The sequence below is a fragment of the Kitasatospora sp. NPDC094019 genome, from assembly GCF_044764505.1.
Lineage (GTDB): Bacteria > Actinomycetota > Actinomycetes > Streptomycetales > Streptomycetaceae > Kitasatospora.
Genome location: NZ_JBIWIF010000016.1, coordinates 50326 through 71288, shown reverse-complemented (window position 1 = coordinate 71288; position 20963 = coordinate 50326). Strand labels below are relative to the sequence as shown.

General features: G+C 74.6%; 17 protein-coding genes and 1 pseudogene. 9 read left to right on the top strand and 9 right to left on the bottom strand.

Going from position 1 to position 20963, the window contains the following annotated elements:
- The first annotated feature begins 197 nt into the window (after positions 1-197).
- The 3 genes from ACIQ9P_RS29600 to ACIQ9P_RS29590 all read left to right on the top strand — a co-directional run bounded on the left by ACIQ9P_RS29600 (position 198) and on the right by ACIQ9P_RS29590 (position 4101).
- Positions 198-1712 carry a carboxyl transferase domain-containing protein gene (locus ACIQ9P_RS29600; RefSeq protein ID WP_402362706.1) on the top strand — a complete coding sequence of 505 codons (1515 nt, stop codon included), beginning with the start codon at positions 198-200 and terminating at the stop codon, positions 1710-1712.
- Positions 1713-2167: 455 nt separating this feature from the next.
- Complete coding sequence (locus tag ACIQ9P_RS29595) at positions 2168-2563, top strand: transglycosylase SLT domain-containing protein (protein ID WP_402362703.1); 396 nt, start codon at positions 2168-2170, stop codon at positions 2561-2563.
- Between the two features lie 317 nt (positions 2564-2880).
- The gene (locus ACIQ9P_RS29590) at positions 2881-4101 is read left to right on the top strand and encodes an ROK family protein (RefSeq protein ID WP_402362700.1); all 1221 of its coding nucleotides are present in this window, start codon (positions 2881-2883) and stop codon (positions 4099-4101) included.
- A gap of 330 nt (positions 4102-4431) precedes the next feature.
- Here the strand turns inward: ACIQ9P_RS29590 and ACIQ9P_RS29585 are convergent, their stop codons facing one another.
- Complete coding sequence (locus tag ACIQ9P_RS29585) at positions 4432-4896, bottom strand: HD domain-containing protein (protein ID WP_402362697.1); 465 nt, start codon at positions 4894-4896, stop codon at positions 4432-4434.
- A 185-nt stretch (positions 4897-5081) separates the two neighbouring features.
- Here ACIQ9P_RS29585 and ACIQ9P_RS29580 point away from each other — a divergent pair, with 185 nt between their 5' ends.
- Positions 5082-6008, top strand: a complete 927-nt coding sequence (locus ACIQ9P_RS29580) for an AEC family transporter (protein WP_402362693.1) — start codon at positions 5082-5084, stop codon at positions 6006-6008.
- 9 nt (positions 6009-6017) lie between these two features.
- On the opposite strand, the gene ACIQ9P_RS29575 is transcribed toward ACIQ9P_RS29580, so the two are convergent.
- Positions 6018-6473, bottom strand: a complete 456-nt coding sequence (locus ACIQ9P_RS29575) for a MarR family winged helix-turn-helix transcriptional regulator (protein ID WP_402362690.1) — start codon at positions 6471-6473, stop codon at positions 6018-6020.
- A gap of 422 nt (positions 6474-6895) precedes the next feature.
- Between ACIQ9P_RS29575 and ACIQ9P_RS29570 the strand changes: the two genes are divergently transcribed.
- Positions 6896-7591, top strand: coding sequence for an alpha/beta fold hydrolase (locus tag ACIQ9P_RS29570; RefSeq protein ID WP_402362687.1), 696 nt, complete (start codon positions 6896-6898; stop codon positions 7589-7591).
- A gap of 49 nt (positions 7592-7640) precedes the next feature.
- Here the strand turns inward: ACIQ9P_RS29570 and ACIQ9P_RS29565 are convergent, their stop codons facing one another.
- Positions 7641-7904: a dsRBD fold-containing protein gene (locus ACIQ9P_RS29565; protein WP_402362684.1), complete on the bottom strand. Its 264-nt coding sequence runs from the start codon at positions 7902-7904 to the stop codon at positions 7641-7643.
- Between the two features lie 356 nt (positions 7905-8260).
- Between ACIQ9P_RS29565 and ACIQ9P_RS29560 the strand changes: the two are divergent.
- Both ACIQ9P_RS29560 and ACIQ9P_RS29555 read left to right on the top strand, forming a co-directional pair.
- Positions 8261-9100: pseudogene (locus tag ACIQ9P_RS29560) on the top strand (DMT family transporter); the annotation flags it as partial.
- A gap of 315 nt (positions 9101-9415) precedes the next feature.
- Positions 9416-10081: a DUF6629 family protein gene (locus ACIQ9P_RS29555; protein WP_402362681.1), complete on the top strand. Its 666-nt coding sequence runs from the start codon at positions 9416-9418 to the stop codon at positions 10079-10081.
- Between the two features lie 76 nt (positions 10082-10157).
- On the opposite strand, the gene ACIQ9P_RS29550 is transcribed toward ACIQ9P_RS29555, so the two are convergent.
- The 3 genes from ACIQ9P_RS29550 to ACIQ9P_RS29540 form a co-directional block, all read right to left on the bottom strand.
- Complete coding sequence (locus tag ACIQ9P_RS29550; protein WP_402362678.1) at positions 10158-11606, bottom strand: MFS transporter; 1449 nt, start codon at positions 11604-11606, stop codon at positions 10158-10160.
- Positions 11603-12232 (bottom strand): helix-turn-helix domain-containing protein, encoded by a 630-nt coding sequence (locus ACIQ9P_RS29545; RefSeq protein WP_402362675.1) that lies wholly within the window; start codon positions 12230-12232, stop codon positions 11603-11605. The genes ACIQ9P_RS29550 and ACIQ9P_RS29545 overlap by 4 nt, the downstream gene beginning before the upstream one ends.
- Positions 12233-12358: 126 nt before the next feature.
- Positions 12359-13372 carry a hypothetical protein gene (locus ACIQ9P_RS29540; protein WP_402362672.1) on the bottom strand — a complete coding sequence of 338 codons (1014 nt, stop codon included), beginning with the start codon at positions 13370-13372 and terminating at the stop codon, positions 12359-12361.
- A 282-nt stretch (positions 13373-13654) separates the two neighbouring features.
- Between ACIQ9P_RS29540 and polX the strand changes: the two genes are divergently transcribed.
- Positions 13655-15385, top strand: a complete 1731-nt coding sequence (gene polX, locus ACIQ9P_RS29535; protein WP_402362669.1) for a DNA polymerase/3'-5' exonuclease PolX — start codon at positions 13655-13657, stop codon at positions 15383-15385.
- A 345-nt stretch (positions 15386-15730) separates the two neighbouring features.
- Here polX and ACIQ9P_RS29530 read toward each other — a convergent pair whose 3' ends face one another.
- Positions 15731-16414 (bottom strand): response regulator, encoded by a 684-nt coding sequence (locus ACIQ9P_RS29530; protein WP_402362666.1) that lies wholly within the window; start codon positions 16412-16414, stop codon positions 15731-15733.
- Positions 16415-16712: 298 nt separating this feature from the next.
- Positions 16713-18053, bottom strand: coding sequence for a sensor histidine kinase (locus ACIQ9P_RS29525; RefSeq protein WP_402362663.1), 1341 nt, complete (start codon positions 18051-18053; stop codon positions 16713-16715).
- Between the two features lie 503 nt (positions 18054-18556).
- Here ACIQ9P_RS29525 and ACIQ9P_RS29520 point away from each other — a divergent pair.
- Positions 18557-19360 carry a (2Fe-2S)-binding protein gene (locus ACIQ9P_RS29520; protein WP_402362659.1) on the top strand — a complete coding sequence of 268 codons (804 nt, stop codon included), beginning with the start codon at positions 18557-18559 and terminating at the stop codon, positions 19358-19360.
- 131 nt (positions 19361-19491) lie between these two features.
- Here ACIQ9P_RS29520 and ACIQ9P_RS29515 read toward each other — a convergent pair whose 3' ends face one another.
- Positions 19492-20415, bottom strand: coding sequence for a hypothetical protein (locus tag ACIQ9P_RS29515; protein ID WP_402362656.1), 924 nt, complete (start codon positions 20413-20415; stop codon positions 19492-19494).
- Positions 20416-20963: the final 548 nt, after the last annotated feature.

Sequence of the window (20963 nt, the reverse complement as noted above, 5' to 3'; positions counted from 1 at the left end):
TCCGCCCCCACCGGTCTCCCCGGGATCGTGCGCGGGCCCGATCCCCCTCCCCCGCCGGAGGGAGCCGTTCCCCGGGCTCCCGCCGCTGTCGACCTCCTCACACCCGGCGCCCAATCCCCCACCGCGTTCCCCCCGCGCCCTATGGTGATCTTCCTCGGCGCGGACGCGGACCGGACGATGGGGTGGAGCAGATGAGCATGTCCCTCACGGCACATCAGCTGATCGGACTGCTGGTCGACCCCGGCTCCTTCGTGAGCTGGGACGAACCGGTGACCGCCGAACCGCGTGACGCCGCCTACCGGGCGAGCCTGGCCCGTGCCCGGGAGCGGACCGGTATCGACGAAGCGGTCGTCACCGGCATCGGCCGGATCGGCGGGGGACAAGCAGCCCTGATCGCCTCGGAGTTCGGCTTCCTCGGCGGGTCGATCGGCGTGGCCACCGCCGAGCGGATCACCCGGGCCGTCGAACAGGCCACCGCCGCCCGGCTCCCCCTGATCGCCCTCCCGGTCTCCGGCGGCACGCGGATGCAGGAGGGGTCGGCGGCGTTCCTGTGCATGCTGCGGATCACCGCCGCCGTCCAGGCCCACCGGGCGGCCGGACTGCCCTACCTCACCTATCTGCGCAACCCCACCATGGGCGGGGTGTTCGCCTCCTGGGGCACCCTCGGGCACCTGGTCCTCGCCGAGCCGGAAGCACGCCTCGGGTTCCTCGGCCCGCGCGTGTACGAGGAACTGCGGGGCGTCCGGCTGCCGTCCGAGGTGCAACGCGCCGAGACCCTCGCCGAACGCGGCCTGGTCGACGCGGTGGTCGCGCCCGAGGAACTGCGCGAGGTCCTGCGCCGCTCCCTGTCCGTCCTGACCCGCCGCGCCCTGCCCGCTCCTCCTCCTTCTCCTTCCTCCGCTCCCCCGGCCACCGTTCCCCCGGCCGTCGCCGAACAGCCCGACGCCTGGGAGGCCGTGCTCCGGACCCGCGACCCCGACCGCCCCGGCACCCGCGAACTGCTGCGCCGCACCACCGAGCAACTCGTCCTCCTCGACTCCCCGGGCGGCCGCGACGGAGCCCTCGTCCGGGCCCTCGCCGTCCTGGACGGCCAGCCGGCCGTGGTCGTCGGCCAGCAGCGCCGGGCCGGCGCCCGGGAACGCCCCTTCACCGCCGCCGACCTGCGCTCCGTCCGCCGCACCGCCCGGGTCGCCGAACAACTCGGCCTCCCCCTCGTCACCGTCGTCGACACGGCCGGCGCCGAACTCTCCGCCCAGGCGGAGCTGGACGGCGTGGCCGTGGAGATCGCCCACTGCCTCACCACCCTGCTCTCGCTGCGCACCCCCGTCCTCGCCGTCCTCCTCGGCCAGGGCTCCGGCGGAGGTGCGCTGGCGCTTCTCCCCGCCGACCGCGTCCTCGCCGCCGCCAACGCCTGGCTCGCCCCGCTCCCCCCGGAAGGCGCCTCCGCGATCGTCCACCGCGACGGCTCCCACGCCCCCGACCTGGCCCGCGCCCAGGGCATCGGGGCGCACGACCTCGCCGCCGTCGGCCTGGTCGACACCGTGGTCCCCGAGCTCCCCGACGCCGCCGACGAACCGGCCGCGTTCTGCGCCCGCCTCGGCCGGGCCGTCGCCACCGCCCTCGCCGACCTCACCGCCACCCCCACCACCGACCGCCTCACCGCCCGCACCACCCGCCACCGGCGTCTGGGCGACCTCACCCTCCGTCTCTGACACCCCCCGCCTCCGACCGCCGATCCCGGCTGTGGTGCCGGTCTCAGATCAACAGCGACGCGTCGTGGCGGGCGTGCGGCCGTGGGTGACGGGCGGCGGGCGCAAACGGTGAGTGCGCTCACAGGGATTCCGTCGGCACGACCGGGAGTAGTGCTCGGGCCGGGTGCGGGACAGGGGCACACGACGCGCAGGTCAGGCGGCACGGCGGGCGGCCTTCGAATCCACGGCGCGCGAGATCGCTACGACGGTCCGTCGTAGTGGAGGGGTCTTGGCGGGGGCCGATCCGGTCTGGCAACAATGGCTCTCGTCGCCAGCCGCCCCCGGTACCTGTCCCACCGGAGAGCGGCTCTTCACGAACTGCTGCCGATGCGCGCCCCGCGACCGTTACGGCCCCTGTCCGGCCACGGTCCGGGCGGGGCGAGCACCGGCCCAACCTGATTGAGGTCTAGTTCTTCATGCCCGCTTTCAAGCTTCGTATGCGTACCTCGGCCGCTCTTCTTGCCGGTGCCGCCGGTCTGACCGCCATCGGGGCCGGTGTCATGCCCGCCACCGCCTCCGCCGCGACCGCCTCCCCGCAGGCCATCGCCGCGCAGATCGTGCCGGCGAACCAGCTCTCCGCGTTCAACCAGATCATCTCCCACGAGTCCAGCTGGAACGTGACCGCGACCAACCCGAGCTCGGGTGCGTACGGTCTGGCGCAGGCGCTGCCGGGTTCCAAGATGGCCACCCACGGCTCCGACTGGAAGACCAACGCCACCACCCAGATCCGCTGGGCGCTCGACTACATGAACGGCCGCTACGGCAGCCCGAACGCCGCCTGGACCTTCTGGCAGAACCACCACTGGTACTAGGCCGACCCGAGGAATCCTCCACGGCGACGGCATCCGGACCATCTGTCCCCCCTCACCCCGGGGTCGGACAGGGACCACCGGGGTGACCGAGGCCCGGCCGCGCGCGATCCGCGCGGCCGGGCCTTCGGCCGTTCCCCGCTTTCCCGGTGCTGTCCTTTCCCGGTGCTGCCGCCCTCACCGGCTCCGGCCGGGCCGTGCGTTCCGGTCGCGTGTCCGCCCGGCCCGTCGTGCCCAGCGGATATATTCGGGCCGAGACGAAGTCCCGCCGCCGTTCGGGCCGTGCCCGGCCCCGCCCCGCCCCGTTCGAGGAGCACCCGGTGCCCAAGCCCCCGCGCCCGGCGACCGCCACCACCCGGACCGTGGCGCAGGTCAACCGGACCGTGCTGCTGGAGGTGCTGCGCCGCAACGGCTCACTCTCCCGGCAACGGCTGGCCGCCGAGAGCGGACTCTCCACCGCGACCGTGCACCGCCTGGTCGAGGCGCTGCGCACGGCCGGGCTGGTGATCGTGGAGCCCGAGCGCGCGCCGTCCAGCGGCGGCCGGCCGCCGCAGCTGATCCGCTACAACGCCGGGGCGCAGACCGTCCTGGCCGTGGCGCTCCGGCCGCGCCGGGTCGTCGGCGTGGTCACGGACCTGCACGGCACCGTGCTGCACGAGACCGAGCGGCAGTGGGCGCCGGTGCTCGGCCCCGACCGCACCCGCGAACCGTCCGCCGAGGACCTCACCGGACCGCTGCTGGCCCTCGTCGACGGCCTGCACCGCTGGGCCGCGCGCCACGCGGGCACGCCGCGCGCCCTGGTGGTCGGGGTGCCCGGGGCGGTCCGGGACCGCGGCACCGGGCTGGTGGAGTTCGCACCGGTGCTCGACTGGCCCGGGCTGCGGCTGCGCGCGCCGCTCCAGGAACGGCTGGGCGTGCCGGTGGCGGTCGAGAGCAATGTCGACCTGGTCGCGCTGGCCGTCCAGCACGGCGAGGCGGGCGCGGGCGTGAGCGACCTCGTCGCCGTGACGGTCGGGATCGAGGTCGGCGCCGGGATCGTGCTCGGCGGTCGGCTGCACCGGGGACGCCTGGGGTCGGCCGGCGCCCTCGGCCACCTGATGACCGACCCCCGGGCCCTGGAACGTCCGGCCGGGCGCACCGGCGACACTCAGGCGCGGATCGGCGACGCGGCCGTCGACCGGCGGATCACCGAGGCCGGCCTGGACGTGGCCGGGACCTCGGCCGAGCGGGTCGCCGAACTCTTCCGGCTGGCCCGGGCCGGTGTGCCGGCGGCGGTGCGGCTGGTGGACGAGTTCACCGACGACCTCGCTCTGCTGGTGGCGCGGACCATCGGCGTGCTCGGCCCCGAACTCGTGGCCCTGGGCGGACGGCTGCTCCGGGAGAGCGGCGGCGGGATGCTGCCCGCGATCGAGTCCCGTCTCCAGGGCCGGGTGCCGGTGCTGCCGCGGCTGATCACGATCCCGTCCGCCGCCACCGAACTGGTCGGCGCCACCGCCGCGGCCGTCCGCCTCGCCGACGGGGCCACATTCATCACGCGCTGAGCCGGCGCGCTGCTCCCGGCCGGGGCCGGTCCGCCCGCCCCGGGCCGCCTCCGCCGCAGTATTTCTCGGTGTGACAGGAACCGCCCGCGTGGCTCCTGAAGGACCGCCGTGGACCCGGGAAGCCTCGTGGCCTCTCGACTCCCGCACCGGACGGAACCGCCACCGCGCGTCACCGGCGCCTCCGGACTCCTCGCCGAACCGGCTGCTCGGCGGAACCGCCCACGACCGCGGGCGTGCCGTCCCGTGACCACGGCCCGATCGCGGGTGCGCCGACTCGTGACCACGGCCCGATCGTGGGCGGACAGCGGGCCGATCACGGGACGACCCGCGTCAGTCGGACTCCGCCGCCAGGCCCAGCAGTTCCCGGGTGCGGCGGTACTTGGCGGCCAGCCGCTCGGCGGTCGCCGGGTCGAGGCTCGCCAGCCGGGCCGGGTCGGAGTTGTGCGCCAGGTCGGCCCGCTTGACGACGAGGGCGCCCGGCGTGGCGAGGATACGTGCGGTGTACTCCTCCAGCGGCTCGCCGGGACGCTTGGTGAGCGCGTCCACGATCGCCTTGGTGGCGTCGCTCAGGGCGGCCCCGGCCAGCCACTCGCGGGTCAGCGCGTCGTCCTCGACGGCGTCGTGCAGCCAGCCGGCCGCGATCTGCTCGGCACTGCCACCCCGCGCCGCCACCCCGTGGGCGACCGCCGCCAGGTGCTCGGCGTAGGGGTGGCCGTTCTTGTCGGTCTGCCCCGCGTGCGCGGTACGGGCGATCCGCTCGACCTCGGCCAGGCTCAGATGGTCCACGCCGCCCATCGTAGGCGCCCGGCCCGCCCGACCGCGCGGGGGCCTGCCCACCGACGGCGTCCGGGCGGCTGATTGACTTCCGAGGTGCCCCACCGGGCCGACAACCGCCCTGGCACACGCCCCGACACGCACCCCCTGACACGCGCCCCGACAACCACTCCGAAGGTCCGTCCGCCGACCGCGCCGAGGAAGCCATGCCCAGCCTGCACCCGCTGTTGTCCGGTTTCGCCCCGATCTGGGCCCTGACCGGCGTCGGTTACGTCCTGGGCCGCGGCGGGCTGCTCGGCGACCACGCCGAACAGGTGCTCAACCGGTTCGTCTTCCACGCGGCCATGCCCGCCGCCCTGTTCCTGATGATCGCGCGTACACCGCTGGACCGGTTCGCCAACCCCTCCATGGTCGCGTTCACCGCGAGCAGCGTGGTGGCGGGCGGGCTCGGACTCCTCGCCTCGTACCGGCTGTTCGGCCGCGGGTGGCCGGAGCGGACGCTCGGCGGGATGGCCGCCGGGTACGTCAACTCGGCCAACCTCGGCATACCGGTGGCCGTGCAGGTGCTCGGCGACGCCTCCTTCGTCGGCCCGGTGGTGCTGTTCCAGATCCTGGTGGTCACCCCGGCGGTGCTGACCGTGCTGGACTCCGGCCGGGCGGGCCTCCGGGCGGCGCTCACCCTGCCGCTGCGCAATCCGATCCTGCTGGCGGTGGGCCTCGGCGCCCTGCTCTCGGCGACCGGCTGGCAGCCTCCGGCCGAGCTGAATCGATCCTGCGAACTGCTGGGCGGTGCCGCGGTACCGACCGCCCTGGTGGCGCTCGGCCTGTCGATCTGCCACCCGCCCACGGTCACCGGCGCCTCCCGCTACCTGGAGGTCGGGACGGTGGTCGCGATCAAGAACCTCGTCCAGCCGCTGGTGGCCTGGGTGGTCGGCGCCCTGGTCCTCGACCTGCCGCCGCACCAACTGCTCACCGTGGTGCTGTTCTCGGCCCTGCCCACGGCGCAGAACGTGTTCACCTACGCCCGCGAGTACAACCACGGCACCGTCTTCGCGCGGGACTCCGTGCTCGCCTCGACCCTCGTTTCGATGGCCACCCTGTCCCTGGTCGCCTGGACGCTCGGCCCGGCGTAGAGGCGCTCCCTAGTCCGCCCGGGCCGAGGCCACCACCCCGGTCATCGCCACCAGGAACCTTCGCGCCACCGCGAGTTCCGCCTCCCCGAAAGCTCCCATCGCGGCCATCAGATCGGTGATCAGACCTCCGAAGAAGACCTCGCCGAGCTCGACCGCCCGCTCCTCCACCAGCAGCCGGACCTTGCGGCGGTCCTCGTCGTCGCGCTCGCGCCGGATCAGACCCAGCCGCTCCAGCCGGTCGACCAGCCCGGTCGTCCCGGCCGAGTTCAACCCCAACGCCGCACCGAGCCGCCCCGGAGTGACCACCGCCCCGACCCGCCCGGCGTCCAGCAGATGGATGAGCGCCCGCAGATCCGTCGGATGCAGGCCGTTCCGCGCGGCGAACTCCGCGCCGAAAAGATCCAGTTCGGACGTCAGCCCGCGCAGCAGTCGGACCAGCTGCGTCGGCGTCTGCGACGGCTCCACCTCATCGCCCCTTCCCCGGAGTCGCTGAACACGCCCAGAACCCCACCTCTACCCCCACCCGACCCTCCCGACGCCCACCACCCCTGCGCCGTCGGACCCCGGGCTCCGGGAAGGCCCGAAACGGCCGCGACTCCAGCGGCCGGCCGACGGTGAGCCGGTACGGGACGCGGCGGAAAGCCGGGGGCCGGGGGCAGGGGCCGGGGGCCGGGCCGGGGGCCGGGCCGGGGGCCGGGCCGGGGGCAGGGGCCGGGGGCCGGGCCGGGGGCCGGGCCGGGGGCCGGGCCGGGGGCCGGGGCGGGGGCCGGGGCGGGGGCAGGGGCGGGGGCAGGGGCCGGTCGCCGGACGGGTGGTGGGTGGCCGGCGCCGGGCAAGGGGGCGAACATGGTCGGCGAGAAGCCGTCGGGGCCGACGTGGAGGTGGCGATGAGGGTCGTGTTCGTGCACGGGGCGTGTGTGCGGGACGGGTCCTGGTGGTGGCACCGCACCGCCGAGCTGCTGCGGGAACGCGGGGTGCCGAGCGTGGCCCCCGAGCTGCCGAGCTGCGGTGAGGCGGGCCTGCCGTCCGGTAGCGGCGGGCCGGGGCTGCCCGAGGACGTGGCGGCGGTACGACGGGTGCTGCGGGCCGGCGACGAGCCGACCGTCGTGGTCGCCCACAGCTACGGCGGAATCGTCACCGCGGAGGCCGCCGCCGGGATCGGTTCGGTGCGCCATCTGCTGCTGGTCTCCAGCTACCTGCCCGAGGTCGGACAGAGCCTTTCGGACTTCGGGGAGGACGGCCCCGCCCCGTTCCTGGACGTCGACCCGGGCGAGGGTACCTTCGGCGTCCGGCCGGAGCTGCTCGTGGACACCTTCCTCCAGGACTGCGCCCCCGAGGACCAGCTCCGGGCGGTGGACCACCTCGCCCGGCAGAGCGTTCACGTGACGGCGCAGCCGGTCGGCGCGGCGGCGTGGCGGCAGGTGCCCTCGACCTACCTCGTCTGCGCCGACGACCGGGGCACCCCGCCCCAGCGGCAGCGCGAGTTCGCCCGTCGGGCCGGCAGCGTCGTCGAACTCGACGCCGGCCACCACCCGTTCCTGTCCCGGCCGGCGGCGGTCCGGGATCTTCTGTTGAGCCTGTGACAGCGTCCCGGGCCCGGCCGTTCGCGCGGCCGGGCCGGTGGGATCCGGCTCAGTAGATCAGGTACCCGGGCCGGTGCCCCTCGTCGTCGATCTCCCCGGTCGCCTGTGCCCGGAGCTTGCGCGAGAGTGCCTCCAGCGCCCGGGAGGCCGCGACCTCTTCGCCGATCCTGGCGAGCGGGCGGTCCTCCGTGCTCTTGGTCGCCTCCCCGTGTGCCGTGAGACCCGGCGCCCGGGCGCCCGTCAGCCTCGCCTGGCATCCGGTGTGGACACCGTCCTCCTCGAAGCTCAGCTCCACATCCCACTGGTTGTGCATGCCACACCTCCTGGCGCCGGCGCACGTCGCGCCCGCCCGGGCCGGTCCGGGCGGTGCTCCCGCGACGGCCGCTCACACCAGCGTGCGCCCGTGGGCGGGACGGCGGCAAGCGGGCACCGGGGCGGCCCGGCCCCGCCCACCGGATGCCCGTTCCGTGAGGCCGACGGGACCGCTCCCGGCGCCACGCCCGGACCGTTCCCGGGGGGTCGGCGTACCGGCCCGGCGGTAGGCTGGCCACAGCGCGCCAATGCCGCGAACACCCTGCTCCGGACCACCGAACCCACCTGGGCGCACCCCCGCCGAGGCCCCGGAGCCACGCGGTGCGGCGCGGTCGGCAACCATCGGGCGGTCCCTCCGTGGCGGTCTTCCTTCTGGCATTGAGTGCCGCCTGCTTCCTGGGCCTCGGATTCGTCCTCCAGCAGCACGCGGCGCAGCGGGCCCCGCGTGCCGACCTGCTGCACTGGCGTCTGCTGCTGGACCTGCTTCGGATGCCGGAGTGGCTGCTCGGCACCGGCTTCATGGTCATCGGCCTGATCCTTTCCGCGCTCGCCCTCAACCAGGGTGAGGTGTCGCTGGTCGAGCCCCTCCTCGCGACCAACCTCATCTTCGCGATGGCGCTCGCCAGGGTGCTGACCCGCCAGACCCTGGGACGCTCCGGCTGGGCGGGGGTGCTGCTGCTGGCGCTGGGGGTGACGGTGTTCATCGTGGCCGGCCGTCCGACCGGCGGCGGCCCGCCGGCGAGCGAACTGCGGCACTGGCTGGTGATCGGGACGGTGGTCGGACTGACCGTTCTGCTGGTCTCGTTCGCCCGTCGGCTGCCGCTGTTCGAGGAGGCGACTCTGCTCGCGCTGGCCGCGGGCCTGCTCTACGGGCTCCAGGACGCGCTCACCCGCACCACCACCCAACGCCTCGACCACCAGGGACTGGACGCCGTCCTTCGTAGTTGGCAGCCGTACGCCGTCGTCGCGGCCGGTGTGGTCGGCCTGCTGCTGGTCCAGAGCGCGTTCGAGGCGGCGCCGCTGCGGATGTCCCTCCCCGCGCTGACCGCCGCGCAACCGATCTCCGGTATCGCCTGCGCGGTCGGCTTCCTCGGTGACCGCCTCCGGGTCACCCCGGGGGCGCTGGCCTGGGAGGTGATCGGTCTGGTCGCCATCGTGATCGGTGTCGTGGTGATCGGCCGCCACCCCGCCCTCCCGGGCACCGTCGGCGCCAGAACAGACACCGGCACCGGCACCGGCAACCCCACCGACAGCGACAGCGACAGCGACAGCCCGGAACCGACCGGTACGGTCCCCGGTGCCGTTGAGGGCCGCCCCGGAGGTGTCACCGGCAGCGGCACCGTCGGAGCGGACTCCTCGTCCGAACCTCCGGGCCCGGCCGACCGCCCGCCCAGGGCTTCGACCGCCGATGGCCCCGACGCCGGCACCGGCAGTCCCGCCGACCCCGGCTGACCGACCGCCCCCAGGGCCGTTGACCGACCGACCCACCCGCTGCCGACCACCGGAGACCCCATGTGTTGGAGTGCCCAGGCGGACCTCGTCGTCGGCAGCGCCGTGACGGCCGTCGGCGTGCTTTGCCTGGTACGCGCCCACCGCGCCGGCCTACCCGAGCGCCTGCCGCTCGCCACCCTTCCGCTCGTCCTCGGGGTGCACCAGCTGATCGAGGCCGCGGTCTGGTTCGGCACCGACGGGGACCTGCCGCCCGCACCGGCCGACTGGGCCCGCACCGCCTGGGCGGTGATCGCCCTGCCCCTGCTCCCGCTCCTGGTCCCGATCGGCGTCCGCTGCGCCGCCCGGGTCGACCGCCCCCGTCAGCGCCTGCTCACCGGGTTCGTGATCCTCGGCTTCCTTGTCGCCGTGCCCCTGGCCCACACCGTCGCCACCCACCCCGTCGGCGCCACCGCTCATGCCCACACGCTCGACTACAGCCTCGGCGCCCCGTACCCCGCTCTCCTGCTCTCCGGCTATCTCGTCGCCACCGTCGGCTCGCTCCTCCTCAGCGGCGACCGTCTCCTGCGCCGCCTCGGCCTGCTGACCGGAATCGGCGCCCTGGTCTGTGCCCTCCTCTGGCAACTCGCCTTCGTCTCGACCTGGTGCGCCCTCGCCGCCCTCACCTCCGTCCTTCTCCTCCGCTGGACGGCCTCACCACCCCCGGCCCCTCTCCCCCGGAGCGCGTAGGCATCCGGTGGGCGGCCGCCCGGGGCGCGGGCTGTCCGGCAGCACGGGCCACTGCGGCCGCCCGTGCCCGACCTGCTCAGCCGGGCAGCGGAACCGTCGGGCCGGGGAGGTTCTGCTCCGGGGCGCTGCTCGCGTCAGAGGCCGCCACCGGGGCACGGCCACGATTGCGGTCCATCTCCCGCCACTCGGGCCTCAGGCCGGACAGCGCGGTGGTGGCGATGTACAGACCGCCGCACGCGAGCAGCACCGGTACGAGGCCGACCATGGACACGGCCGCGCCCGCGAGCAGGCCGCCCATCGGGATCCCCGCCCAGGCGAGCGAGTCGCCCAACGCGTTGACCCGGCCCAGCAGGTGGCGGGGCACCCGCTCGAACTGGACGGCGCCGAGGATCGGATTGAGGAAACCACCGCCGAAGCCGCTGACCACGAAGACCGCGATCACCACGCCCATCGGCGCGTCCATGGCGAGCACGAGGAAGCGCGGGGCACCGACGAGCAGGAAGCCGACGAAGAACACCGTCCGGCGCGGCAGGCGGTGGGCAACCGCCGCCGCGATCAGGCTGCCGGCCACCGCCGCGATCCCCCAGGCACTTCCGGTCAGGCCGATCGCGGCCGGGCCACCGCCCGTTTCCTGGGCCCAGACGGGCACGAGCACGGTCATGAAGGCCGCGTCCAGGAGGTTGGTCACCGCGACCGTCACGATGACGGTCAGCAGCAGCGGCTCGCCCCGGAGGAAGGTGAAGCCCTCCCGGAACATGCGCCAGTAGCCGACCGGCGGGTCCCCGTCCTCGACCGGGGCTTCGACCGCACCCCCGCTTCCCGTCGGCGCGGTCGCCGGCCCGGACGCCCGGGGCGCTCCAGCGGACTGGCGGCCCATCCCCCGGGGAAGCGCGACCGCGATCACGAGCGAGCCGAGCGCGAACGCGACCGCGTTCACCGTCAAGCCGGCCATCGGACCGAGCAGGGCGATCAACCCGCCGCCGACCGCCGGTCCGATCGTCGTGGCCAGCCGCTCCGTCACCCCGGCCAGGCCGGTGGCCCGCTCCATGGGTATCCGGCCCCGGTCGGCCGCCTCGGCGACCATGACCTCCTTGGCGAGGTCCCCCGGACCGCGAGCGGCGCCGATCACCGCGACCATGACCAGCAGCAACCAGAACGGAAGCAGGCCGAGCACGTGCAGCAGCGGGACCAGGCCCGCCGCGACGGCGCTCACGGCGTCCGTCGTCCAGGAGACGACGCGCGGACCGAGCCGGTCGACCACGGGGCCGGTGAATGCCTTGACCAGTACGTACGGCGCGAGCTCGACGAACGCGACCACGCCCGTCATCGTGGCGCTGCCGGTCGTGGCCAGCACGAACCACGGCAGGGCGATCGCCGAGACCCGGGTGCCGGTGAGCGAGACGGCCATCGCCGTCAGCACCCCGATCAGCGGCCGGAGGCTGCGTTCCCCCGCAGCGGAGGCCGAGTCGGCGGAGGTCGGCTCGGGCGGCGACACCCGGGCCGGCTTCGTGGTGTCCGCGCTCATGACCAGTCCTCCGACGCGTCGTCGACAACGGCCTGCGGCTCGGGAAGCACCTGGACGATCACGGCGACCCGGTCCGTTCCCTCGGGTATGGGCCCTCCCGGATCGATGCGGCGGTAGCGGGCGACCACCGCCGACATCTCCCGGGCCAGGGTCCGGGCCTCCTCCGGGGTCAGCTGGAGCACCATGTCGCTGAGGTCCGTCGCGTGCCGCCACTCCGGCGTCATCGTCTCGTAGGAGTTGAGCGCCGTCTGCGCGGTGAGGGTGTGGGCCGCGACGATCGACCGCAGGTAGCCGAGCGCCGCCTCCGGCTCCTCCTCCGCCAGGTCGGCATCCGTCCACCAGGTGGCCTGGTGGACGGACTTCCACCAGCGGTCGCGGGCATTGCCGCGCTCGGTGTCCTCGGCGACGAAGCCGGACGCGGCGAGCTGGCGGAGGTGGTAGCTGGTCGCTCCCGAGTTCAGCCCCAGCTGCTCGGCCAACTTGGTGGCGGTGGACGGGCCGTTCTTCCGGAGCAGCCCGATCAGCTGCACCCGGACCGGGTGGGCCAGGGCCCGCAGGCCCCTGGCATTGATCACGACATCGGTCTGCGGGTCCGGACTGTGCGGCCACCGGCGGTCATCGGTCATGGCAGTACCGTAGAACCACAAAGGGTTCTTCGCAAAGGGTTTTTGCGAATAATCCTTTGCGGTTTCGAACAGAGCCGACGGCCACCGCCGAACCGGCCCGCACGGCCCGGGGGCCGAGCGGGCCCCTCAGTCCCGCGCGACGGCCAGTACCAGGACCACCGTGAGCCCGCCGCCGGCCGTCTGCTCCACCCTCAGCCGGCCGCCGGCCGCCCGCACCAGAGCCGATATCGACGGCCCGACCGACTCCGGCCCACCACCTGCCCCAGCCGTCCGCCGCCGGGGGTCGCTCGCGTCCCCCGCGGCCCCGGCCGGCCAACCGCTCCCGCCCCCGCTGCCGGGACCACCGAAGCCGCCACCCGGCGCCCAGCCCGCACCCGGGATGCCCGGCTCGCCGTGCATCCCGGCGAGCAACCACTGACGGGTCTCCGGCGGCTCCGACGTACCCCGGTCCACCACCCTCAGCTCGACCCGGGCGGGCTCGGCCGTCCACGCCTCCGGGCCGCCGAACGCTCCCCCGGCGAGCGCCCCCTTGCCCAGGGAGCCCTTGCCCAGGGAGCCCTTCCCGGCCGCCCCTCTGCCGAACACCCCTCCCGCCCCCACCCCGCCCCGCGCACCCAACAGACCGTCCGGCCCCGGCAACGGGTCGGCCCGGACCAGCACCCTGGCGCCCGCCGGACTACGACGGATCGCGTGATCGACCAGCCCGGCCAGCGCCGCCTCCAGCCGCGGCGCGTCCGCGACCACGACCGGCAGCCCCACCGGCAGCCGCACCGCCACCGATGCTCCGCGGCCACCGCCCCGCAGTACCCGTCCGACCACCTCGGCGACCTGCACGTGCCTCGCGTCCGGCACACAGCCGCCGGCCCGGTCGATCCAGCGCAGCCGCTCCAGCTCGGGCCGCGACAACGGCTGCGGACCGGCCATGCCGCCGGCCGCGGACCGGCCCGGACTCGCGGCACCCACTACCCCGTTCGGCGCGACGAGCATCGATCCGTGCCGGTCCGGCTCCGGCCGGCCGCCACCACCCACGCCCCTGAGCAACCGCGCACCCGCCAGCGCCCCGGACCGTCCGAGCGGTCCGAGCCCGCCCAGCGCCCGCGCTCCCGACGCGACGTAGCCCCAGAGCTTCCCGCCTGTCATCGCCCTGCCCCTCGTCCTTCGCGGACCGGTCCGCCGTGCCGCGGCGGACCGATGCGGGCCGCTTCCCCGGCCCTGCGCCAAGCCTGCGCCCCCGCCGCCCGGGTGACAATCCGGCCCCGGGGCCACTCCAGCCGCTGCTCCCCCGCCGACCAGCGGGGGCGGCCTCCGGCAACCGGCGGGAGCACCACACCGGCGCACGTCGGTCCGCACGCGCCCCCGCCCCGGCCGCCGGTGGCCCACCGGCACCCGGCCCGATTCGACCGGCGAACCTAGACTGACCCCATGGCCCGGCTCAACGACAAGGTCAGGGAGCTGCTGCAGGAGTACGCCGACCTGATCTCGATCACCGGCGGCGACGCCTTCCGCGTCCGCGCCTACGAGAAGGCCGCCCGGGCGGTCGGCGGCCACCCCGAGGACATCGACGGCCTCGACGTGAAGGGGCTCCAGCAGATCCCCGGGGTCGGCAGGTCCACCGCCGAGAAGATCGCCGAGTACCTCACCGACGGGCGGATCGAGGCGCTGGAGACACTCCGGTCCGAGATCCCGGGCGGAGTCCGCGCGATGATGTCCGTTCCCGGCGTGGGACCCAAGCGCGCCTTCGCGCTCTACCGTGATCTCGGCATCGCCTCCGTCGACGAACTCGCCGCGGCGATCCGCGCCGACCGACTGAGCGAGGTCCCCGGCCTGGGTGAACGCAGCGGCGAGAAGATCCTGCACGGCATCGAACTGATCCGGCAGTCCGGCGGCCGGACCCTGCTGGACGCCGCCACAGCACTGGCCGACCGGATCGTCGCCACGCTGACGGCCGTGCCGGGGTGCACCCGCTGCGCGTACGCGGGCTCGCTGCGCCGGATGCGCGAGACGGTCGGCGACATCGACGTCCTGGCCACCGCCGAGGATTCGGCACCCCTGATGGCCGCGCTCACGGCGCTTCCGTTCGCGGCCGAGGTGATCGGCACCGGGCCGACCAAGACCTCGATCCGTACCACGGACGGGATCCAGATCGATCTGCGTGTGGTCCCGGAGGAGGACTGGGGCGCGGCCCTGGTGTACTTCACCGGTTCGAAGGCCCACAACATCAAGCTCCGGACGATGGCGGTGCGGGCCGGCCTGAAGCTGTCGGAGTACGGGTTGTTCGACGCCGAGGGCGGCGAGAAGATCGTGTCGGCGAGCGAGGAGGAGGTGTACACCGCGCTCGGCCTGCCCTGGATCGCGCCACCGTTGCGCGAGGACCGGGGCGAGATCGAGGCGGCGCTGCGCGGCGAACTGCCGGAGCTGGTGACCGAGACGGACCTCCGCGGCGATCTGCACACCCACACCGATCTGACCGACGGGCTGGCCACCCTGGAGGAGATGATCGACACCGCTGCCGCCCGCGGCTACTCCTACTACGCGGTCACCGACCACGCGCCCGACCTGGTGATGCAGCGGATGACGGACGAGAAGATGCTCGCCCAGCGCGAGCGGCTGCGCGAACTGGCCGGGCGGCACCGGCGGATGCGACTGCTGCACGGCACCGAGCTGAACATCGGACCCGACGGCTCCGTCGACTGGCCGAGCGAGTTCCTGTCCGGTTTCGACGTCTGCGTGGCCTCCGTCCACTCCCACTTCGGCGCGGACCGGGACGCCCAGACCCGTCGGCTGATCCGCGCCTGCGAGAACCCGCACGTGCACATCATCGGCCACCTCACCACCCGCCGGATCGGCCGACGCGGTCCGATCGACGTCGACCTGGACGCCGTCTTCGCCGCCGCCGCCCGGACCGGGACAGCGATCGAGATCAACAGCTCGCCCCAGCGCCTCGACCTGCGGGACGAGGACGTGCTCCGGGCCAGACGTCACGGCGTGAAGTTCTCGATCGACAGCGACGCCCACGCCACCCCCCACCTCGCCTACCCCAGGTACGGAATCGGCACCGCCCAACGCGCCTGGCTCACCTCCGAGGACGTGATCAACACCTGGCCGTGGCAGCGCCTCAAGCGGTTCCTCCGCAAGGACGCGCTCCGCGTCTGAGCGTCCGACCGGGGTGGGCGCCCCGGGCAGGTGGCCCGAGGTGAAAATTTGCCCGATTTGTGGGAATTTTCTCCGAATACCCCTGGTGCGGCGGTCACCCGAGGCGCATCATGGTGGTGGACCTGCGAGGTAGCCGAGGAGGTTCGACCGCAGGAGGCAGTGGCGACAGATCGAGACGGATCAGGGTCTGCCGCTGGTACCTCGGTCGACGATCGAACTACACAGGCCGGAGGACGGGACGTCCGGAGGCCACCCCCACCTCGCAGGTTCCGCGTGTCCGGCCGGACCCCTCACCGGCCGGACATTCCGCGTCCACCCATCGGTGCCCCGTCGCCCGGTCCACCGCTACGGCGCGGTCGGCAGGGCGTACCCCATCTCCCAGGCGTGCACGGCGATGCCCACCCGGTTCCGGACGCCGAGCTTGCGCTGGATGCTCGCCACGTGCGTCTTCACCGTGCCGGGGGAGATGAACAGTTCGGCGGCGATGTCGGCATTGGTCCGACCGCCCGCCACATGACCGGCGATCTCCACCTCCCGTTCGGTCAGCGGCGCCGCGGGGGCCGAGCGGCGGTCCACCCGCCGGGGCTCGGTCACATGCTGGAGCAGCCGCACCGTGACCGCCGGACTGATCAGGCTCTCCCCGCCCGCCGCCGCCCGAACCGCCTCGGCGAGCAGCGCCGGCCCGGACCTCTTCAGCAGGAACCCGGAAGCCCCGTGCCGCAGAGCCGGATAGACGTACTCGTCGAGGTCGAAGGTGGTCAGCACCACCACCCGCACGGGAGTGGCCGCCCCCGGACCCGCCAGGCGCCTGGTGAGCTCCAGACCGTCCATCCTCGGCATCCGGATGTCCACCAGTGCGACGTCCGGGCGCAGCTCCGCCGCGAGTTCGAGCGCGGCGACCCCGTCGGCCGCCTCACCGACCACGGTGATGTCGGGCTGGGCCTCCAGGATCCGCCGCACGCTCCGACGTACGGCCTCCTGGTCGTCGGCGATCAGGGTGCGGATGGACTCCGGGTTCGGACTCGTCACGTACGGAAGTCTCGCACGAAGGACCCGGGCGGCCCCGGCCCCGGTCGACCGCCAACGGCGAGGCACCACCGCGGCGGTGTGCCGACCACCCCCGTCGTCAGCGGCAGCAGCGGGACGCGGCTTCGCGGCACGGTCGCGGTGAACAGGGTCGAGACAGGTACGGCGGCCACGGCAGGCCCTCCCTCGGACTCGGGGCACGATCGGTCACGGCTACGAGCATCGCCGCTCGGCGAGCCGCCGGCATCTGCCGATCGGCACACTTCCACGGCCGATCTCGCCCTCCCCCCTGCCGTTCGGCCTACCCGACCGGCAGTTCGCAGCTCGTCCGCCAACCCGTCGGCCGCAGCGGACCAGGTCCCAGCGGTCCGGACTCCACTGTTCCGCCGTGCGCGGCGAGGCGTTCGGCAAGCCCTGCCAGACCGGTCCCGCCGCCGCCCCGAAGGCGACGCAGCCCGCGGATGCCGCCTGCCGCCCCGCCGTCGTTGGTCACCGACACCCGTACCACCGCCGCAGCCCCGCCCTCGGCCGCCCGGACCTCCACCCGGACGACCGCCTCCGCGGCAGCCGGGGCATGCCGTCGCACATTCGTCAGCGCCTCCAGCACGACCGCGTACACGGCGCCCTCCGCCTCCCCCGACAGCAGGGCCGTGGCCTCCCGTGCCGCCTCGCACCGGGCCCGGGTGGGGCCGGTGCGGTCGAAACGGCCCACCAGTTCCGGCAGGTCGGCCAGCCCGTACACCCGGGTCGGACCGGTCGCGGCCACCGGCCCACCGGCCTCGGACCGCGCGTCCGTCCCTCCGTCCCCGCCGCCGCCCTCGCCCGGCTCCCGCAGCGCCCCCACCATCGCGTCCATCGAGTCCAGCGCGCGCAGGCCGGCCTCCTCCAGCCGCCGCAGCAGCGCCGCCGTCTCCTCCGGTTCCCGCTCACCCGGGAGTTGACCTGCCTGCGCCTCCAGCACGATGCCCGTGATCTCGTGCGCCACGAAGTCGTGCAGCCCACGCGCCACCTCCAGGCGCTGATCGCGCCGCGCCTTCGCCACCGCGCGCTCACGCCGCGCGTCCAGCATCCGCAGGTAGAGGCTCGCACCGGCCACGACGGCCAGCGGTACCGCCGAGATCAGCACCGCCAGCACCGAGGCGGTCCAACCGCCGTTCGGGGTCCGGACCGTGAACCGCAGCGGCACGGCCGCCACCGCCGTGACGACCAGGGCACCCACCGGGCCGGCCCACCGCCCGCCGGCCCGCCGGACCGTCCGGCCCGCCAGCACCAGCAGCGCCGCCCACTCGAACGGCAGCCAGACCGCCGGCAGTCGGTACGGACCGGGACAGACCAGGTCGAGCAGCAGCGAGGCGACGGCCACCCCGCCCGCCGCGTGAGCCAGCGTCACCCGCCCCCTCGGCCACGGTGTCGCGGCCACCAGCGCCGCCGCGGCGGCCATGACGGCCAGCAGGAGCGCCGCGGCGCGCTGCCCCGGATGCGCCAGCAGGACGGGCGCGAGCACGACCAACGCGGCCACCACCCCCGTCGGCCCCCGGAGCACCCTGAGGCGCCCCGCACCGCCACCGAGGGACGCGGGGGCGGTGATGACGGGCGCGGTGGGCCGGACGAGGACCGGATCCACCGAGGAATCGGCAGGCATACGTCCGAGCCTAAGGTCCGGACCGTCGGCCCGGCGTCGGCCACCGGGCCGGGCCAACTCCGCTCAAAACGAGATGAATTCATCACAAGCAAGGTCAAACTCCCTCATTCGAGGGAGGTACGAGCTGCGAGAAGGGGGGATGTTGGTCCGTGACCGAACAGAGAGCCGGACCGGCTCCGACGGGCCTGAGGAGAGGACGTCCCCCGTGCGCTTCCGCACCAGCACCACCATCCCGACCGAAACCCATGGGCCTTCGAGGCGCCCACCCGGAAGCACCGGCGCACGGTACCGTTCGTCGGGACCGGCAGCGGCACCTCCCCGGCGGCCCCACCGGGCCGGTCCGCCGCGCGCCGGTGCCGTCACCGACCGCCCCAGCCCGCCGCACGGATCCGGAGGACCAGCCCGATGCCGACCCGCGACCGTCCGCCCTCCGGCCCCGTCCAGGCGCTCCTCTCCCCGGCCGCCGCCGACCGCAGCACGGCGACGGCGACGGCCTGCCGCCGATGAGCGTCACGTCCGGCCCCGACCGGCTCGCCGCCGTCGGCCCGTACTTCGCGCTGGACACGGCCGAGGTGCCCGGGCAAGCTCCACCTCCGGGCTTCCGACCGCTGCGGGAGCTCTACGCCCCCGGCCGGGACGGCCTGCTGGCGGGCCGGATTCAGGTGGTCGGCCGGAAACTCGGCACGACCGAGCCGCGAGTCGCGGCCTCGATCCTGCACCTCGGCCTGGCCGCCAGGTTCTGTTCCGTGGGCCTCGGCGCCGCCGTACTGATCGGCGACGTGCCCGACCTGGCTCCCGATGAAGCGTGGGTCCGCGTCCCCGAACAGGGGCCGATCGACCTCTGGGCCCCCTACCCGCCCACGTCGACGGCACAGGCCGGCTCGACCGGGACCTCGGCGGACACCCCCTCGGCCGATCCGGCTCGGCTCGCCGGACGCCTCCGCCGGACCGTCGTCGAGGGGCAGTTGACGGAGCTGGCGGCAGCCGTCCGCTCCACGGTCCCGCTCTCCGACGGACTGCTCCGGGGGAACGTGGCCTCCGCGCTGGCCGGCGCTCTGCGCATGCTGGACGCCCACCTCGCGCAGGCGGCCCCCGCCAGCCCCGCCGCGGACCCGGGGCTGGCCCGGACGCTGGTCGCCCACGTACTCGACCAGCCACCCCTGGCCGGTACCGGAACGCTGACCGTCGGCGGCGCTCGGGCCGGCACCGCGTTCCGACGCGCCAGTTGCTGCCTCTACTACCGGGTCGGCCCGCAGGCGGGCGTCTGCGGCGACTGTTGCTTCACCCGTCCACCGCGCCGCCCCTGAACCGCACCGTCCCTGAACCGAAAGCCGGAAGGCAAAGGGCGAAAGCCAAAATCAAAATCAAAATCAAAAGGAGCCAGGAAGAGTACGGATACCCGGCCCACCCGGCGGCACCGCCCGAAGTCCCGGGCGCGCTACCGCTCCAGTGTCGCGGCCAGCAGGTTGGGGTCGGTCCGCGAATAGAAGGCCGCACTCGCCACGTACACCCGGCCACCCCGGATCCCGACCGAGGTCGGGTTGGACAGCCCGTCCGAGGCATCGAGAACGGTGTGCCGAGAACCGTCACCGCGAAGGTGGACGGCCTCGCTGGAGGTGTTGAGCGCCGCGATCAACTCGTCACCGACCCCGACGAAGGCGAAGTCGTCGAGCCCCGCGAGCCCGTCCGCGCGGACCTCGACCGGACCGGCGGAGCCGTCCTGGCCGATCGGGATCCGCAACAGCGAGCCGCTGTCGGTGTTGCCGACCCAGACCGCGCCGCGGTGGACCTTCAGGCCATTGGCACCGAAAGCGGCCGTGGGCCTGAGAAGGGCGTCGTCGGACCAGACCACCGGGGCGCCGCCGGCCGTCGGCACGGCCCGGACCAGGCCGAGCGCCGAGTCGGCGGAGTAGAGCACGCCCGCGCGCTCGTCCAGCGCGAGGCCGTTGGGCAGACTGTTCGCCGGGAGGGCGGCGATACGCTCCGGCTCCCCCCCGGGGCAGAGCCTCCAGATACCGGTGAGGTCCTCGGTGCCGGTGGCGTAGGCGAAGTACAGGGTGCCGTCGTGGGCGCGGGCCAGGCCCGAGACGGCGGCGGCGCCGACGACCGGGGTCGCGGGGTGAGCGGGTGCGGGCATGACGGCCAGGACGGCGAGCCTGCCGGCGCGGTCGAGGTGGACGACCTGGCGGGCGAAGGAGAGGGTGAGGTCCACCGAGCCGTCGGGCTCGACCGCGATGTTCTCCGGCTGACCGCCCTGGGCCAGGTCGAAGTGGGCGACGATCCGGGGCCGCGAGAGCGGTGGTGCGACAGCGACGGCCGGGGTGACGGCGAGCAGCGCGAGGGCGAGGGCGGTGACCGGCACCGCCCCCAGCGCCCGATCAGCGAAGGCGGTACGGGGAGTACGGGCGGCGGGGGACGCGTGGACCGCACAAGATCCGTGAGGTGTCGGGCGCTTACGGGTACGGCGGAAGAACGGGCGAGGCACGGCGGTACTCCTCGGGGACGGCGAAGGGACGGGGCGGCGGCCCCCGCAGGCAGAGCACGTCCGATCCTGCCAGCCGACCGGTAGCGGCCCGCGCCGCCACGCGGATCGCTCGCGACGCCCGGCCGGGGCGACGACGCGCGTCTCCACCGCGGGGGCCCGCCCTCGGCCTGTCCAGGGCCGAGGGCGGGCCGCCGAGCCCAGCCCGGACTCGACGCCCCTCGCACCGGGTGAAGTTCACCCACGACGTTGACGGGCCATCGGAACGCGACCGCCGACTCCTCCATTTCCTCCTCCGCCCCGGCGCCCTCCTCCCCCCTTTCCCCCCGCGACAGCCCGGTAGCGCGCGCCGCACCGATCGCGCCGCACCGATCGCTCCGCACCGATCACGTTGCACCGATCACGCCGCCCGCACGGCGCGGGCCACA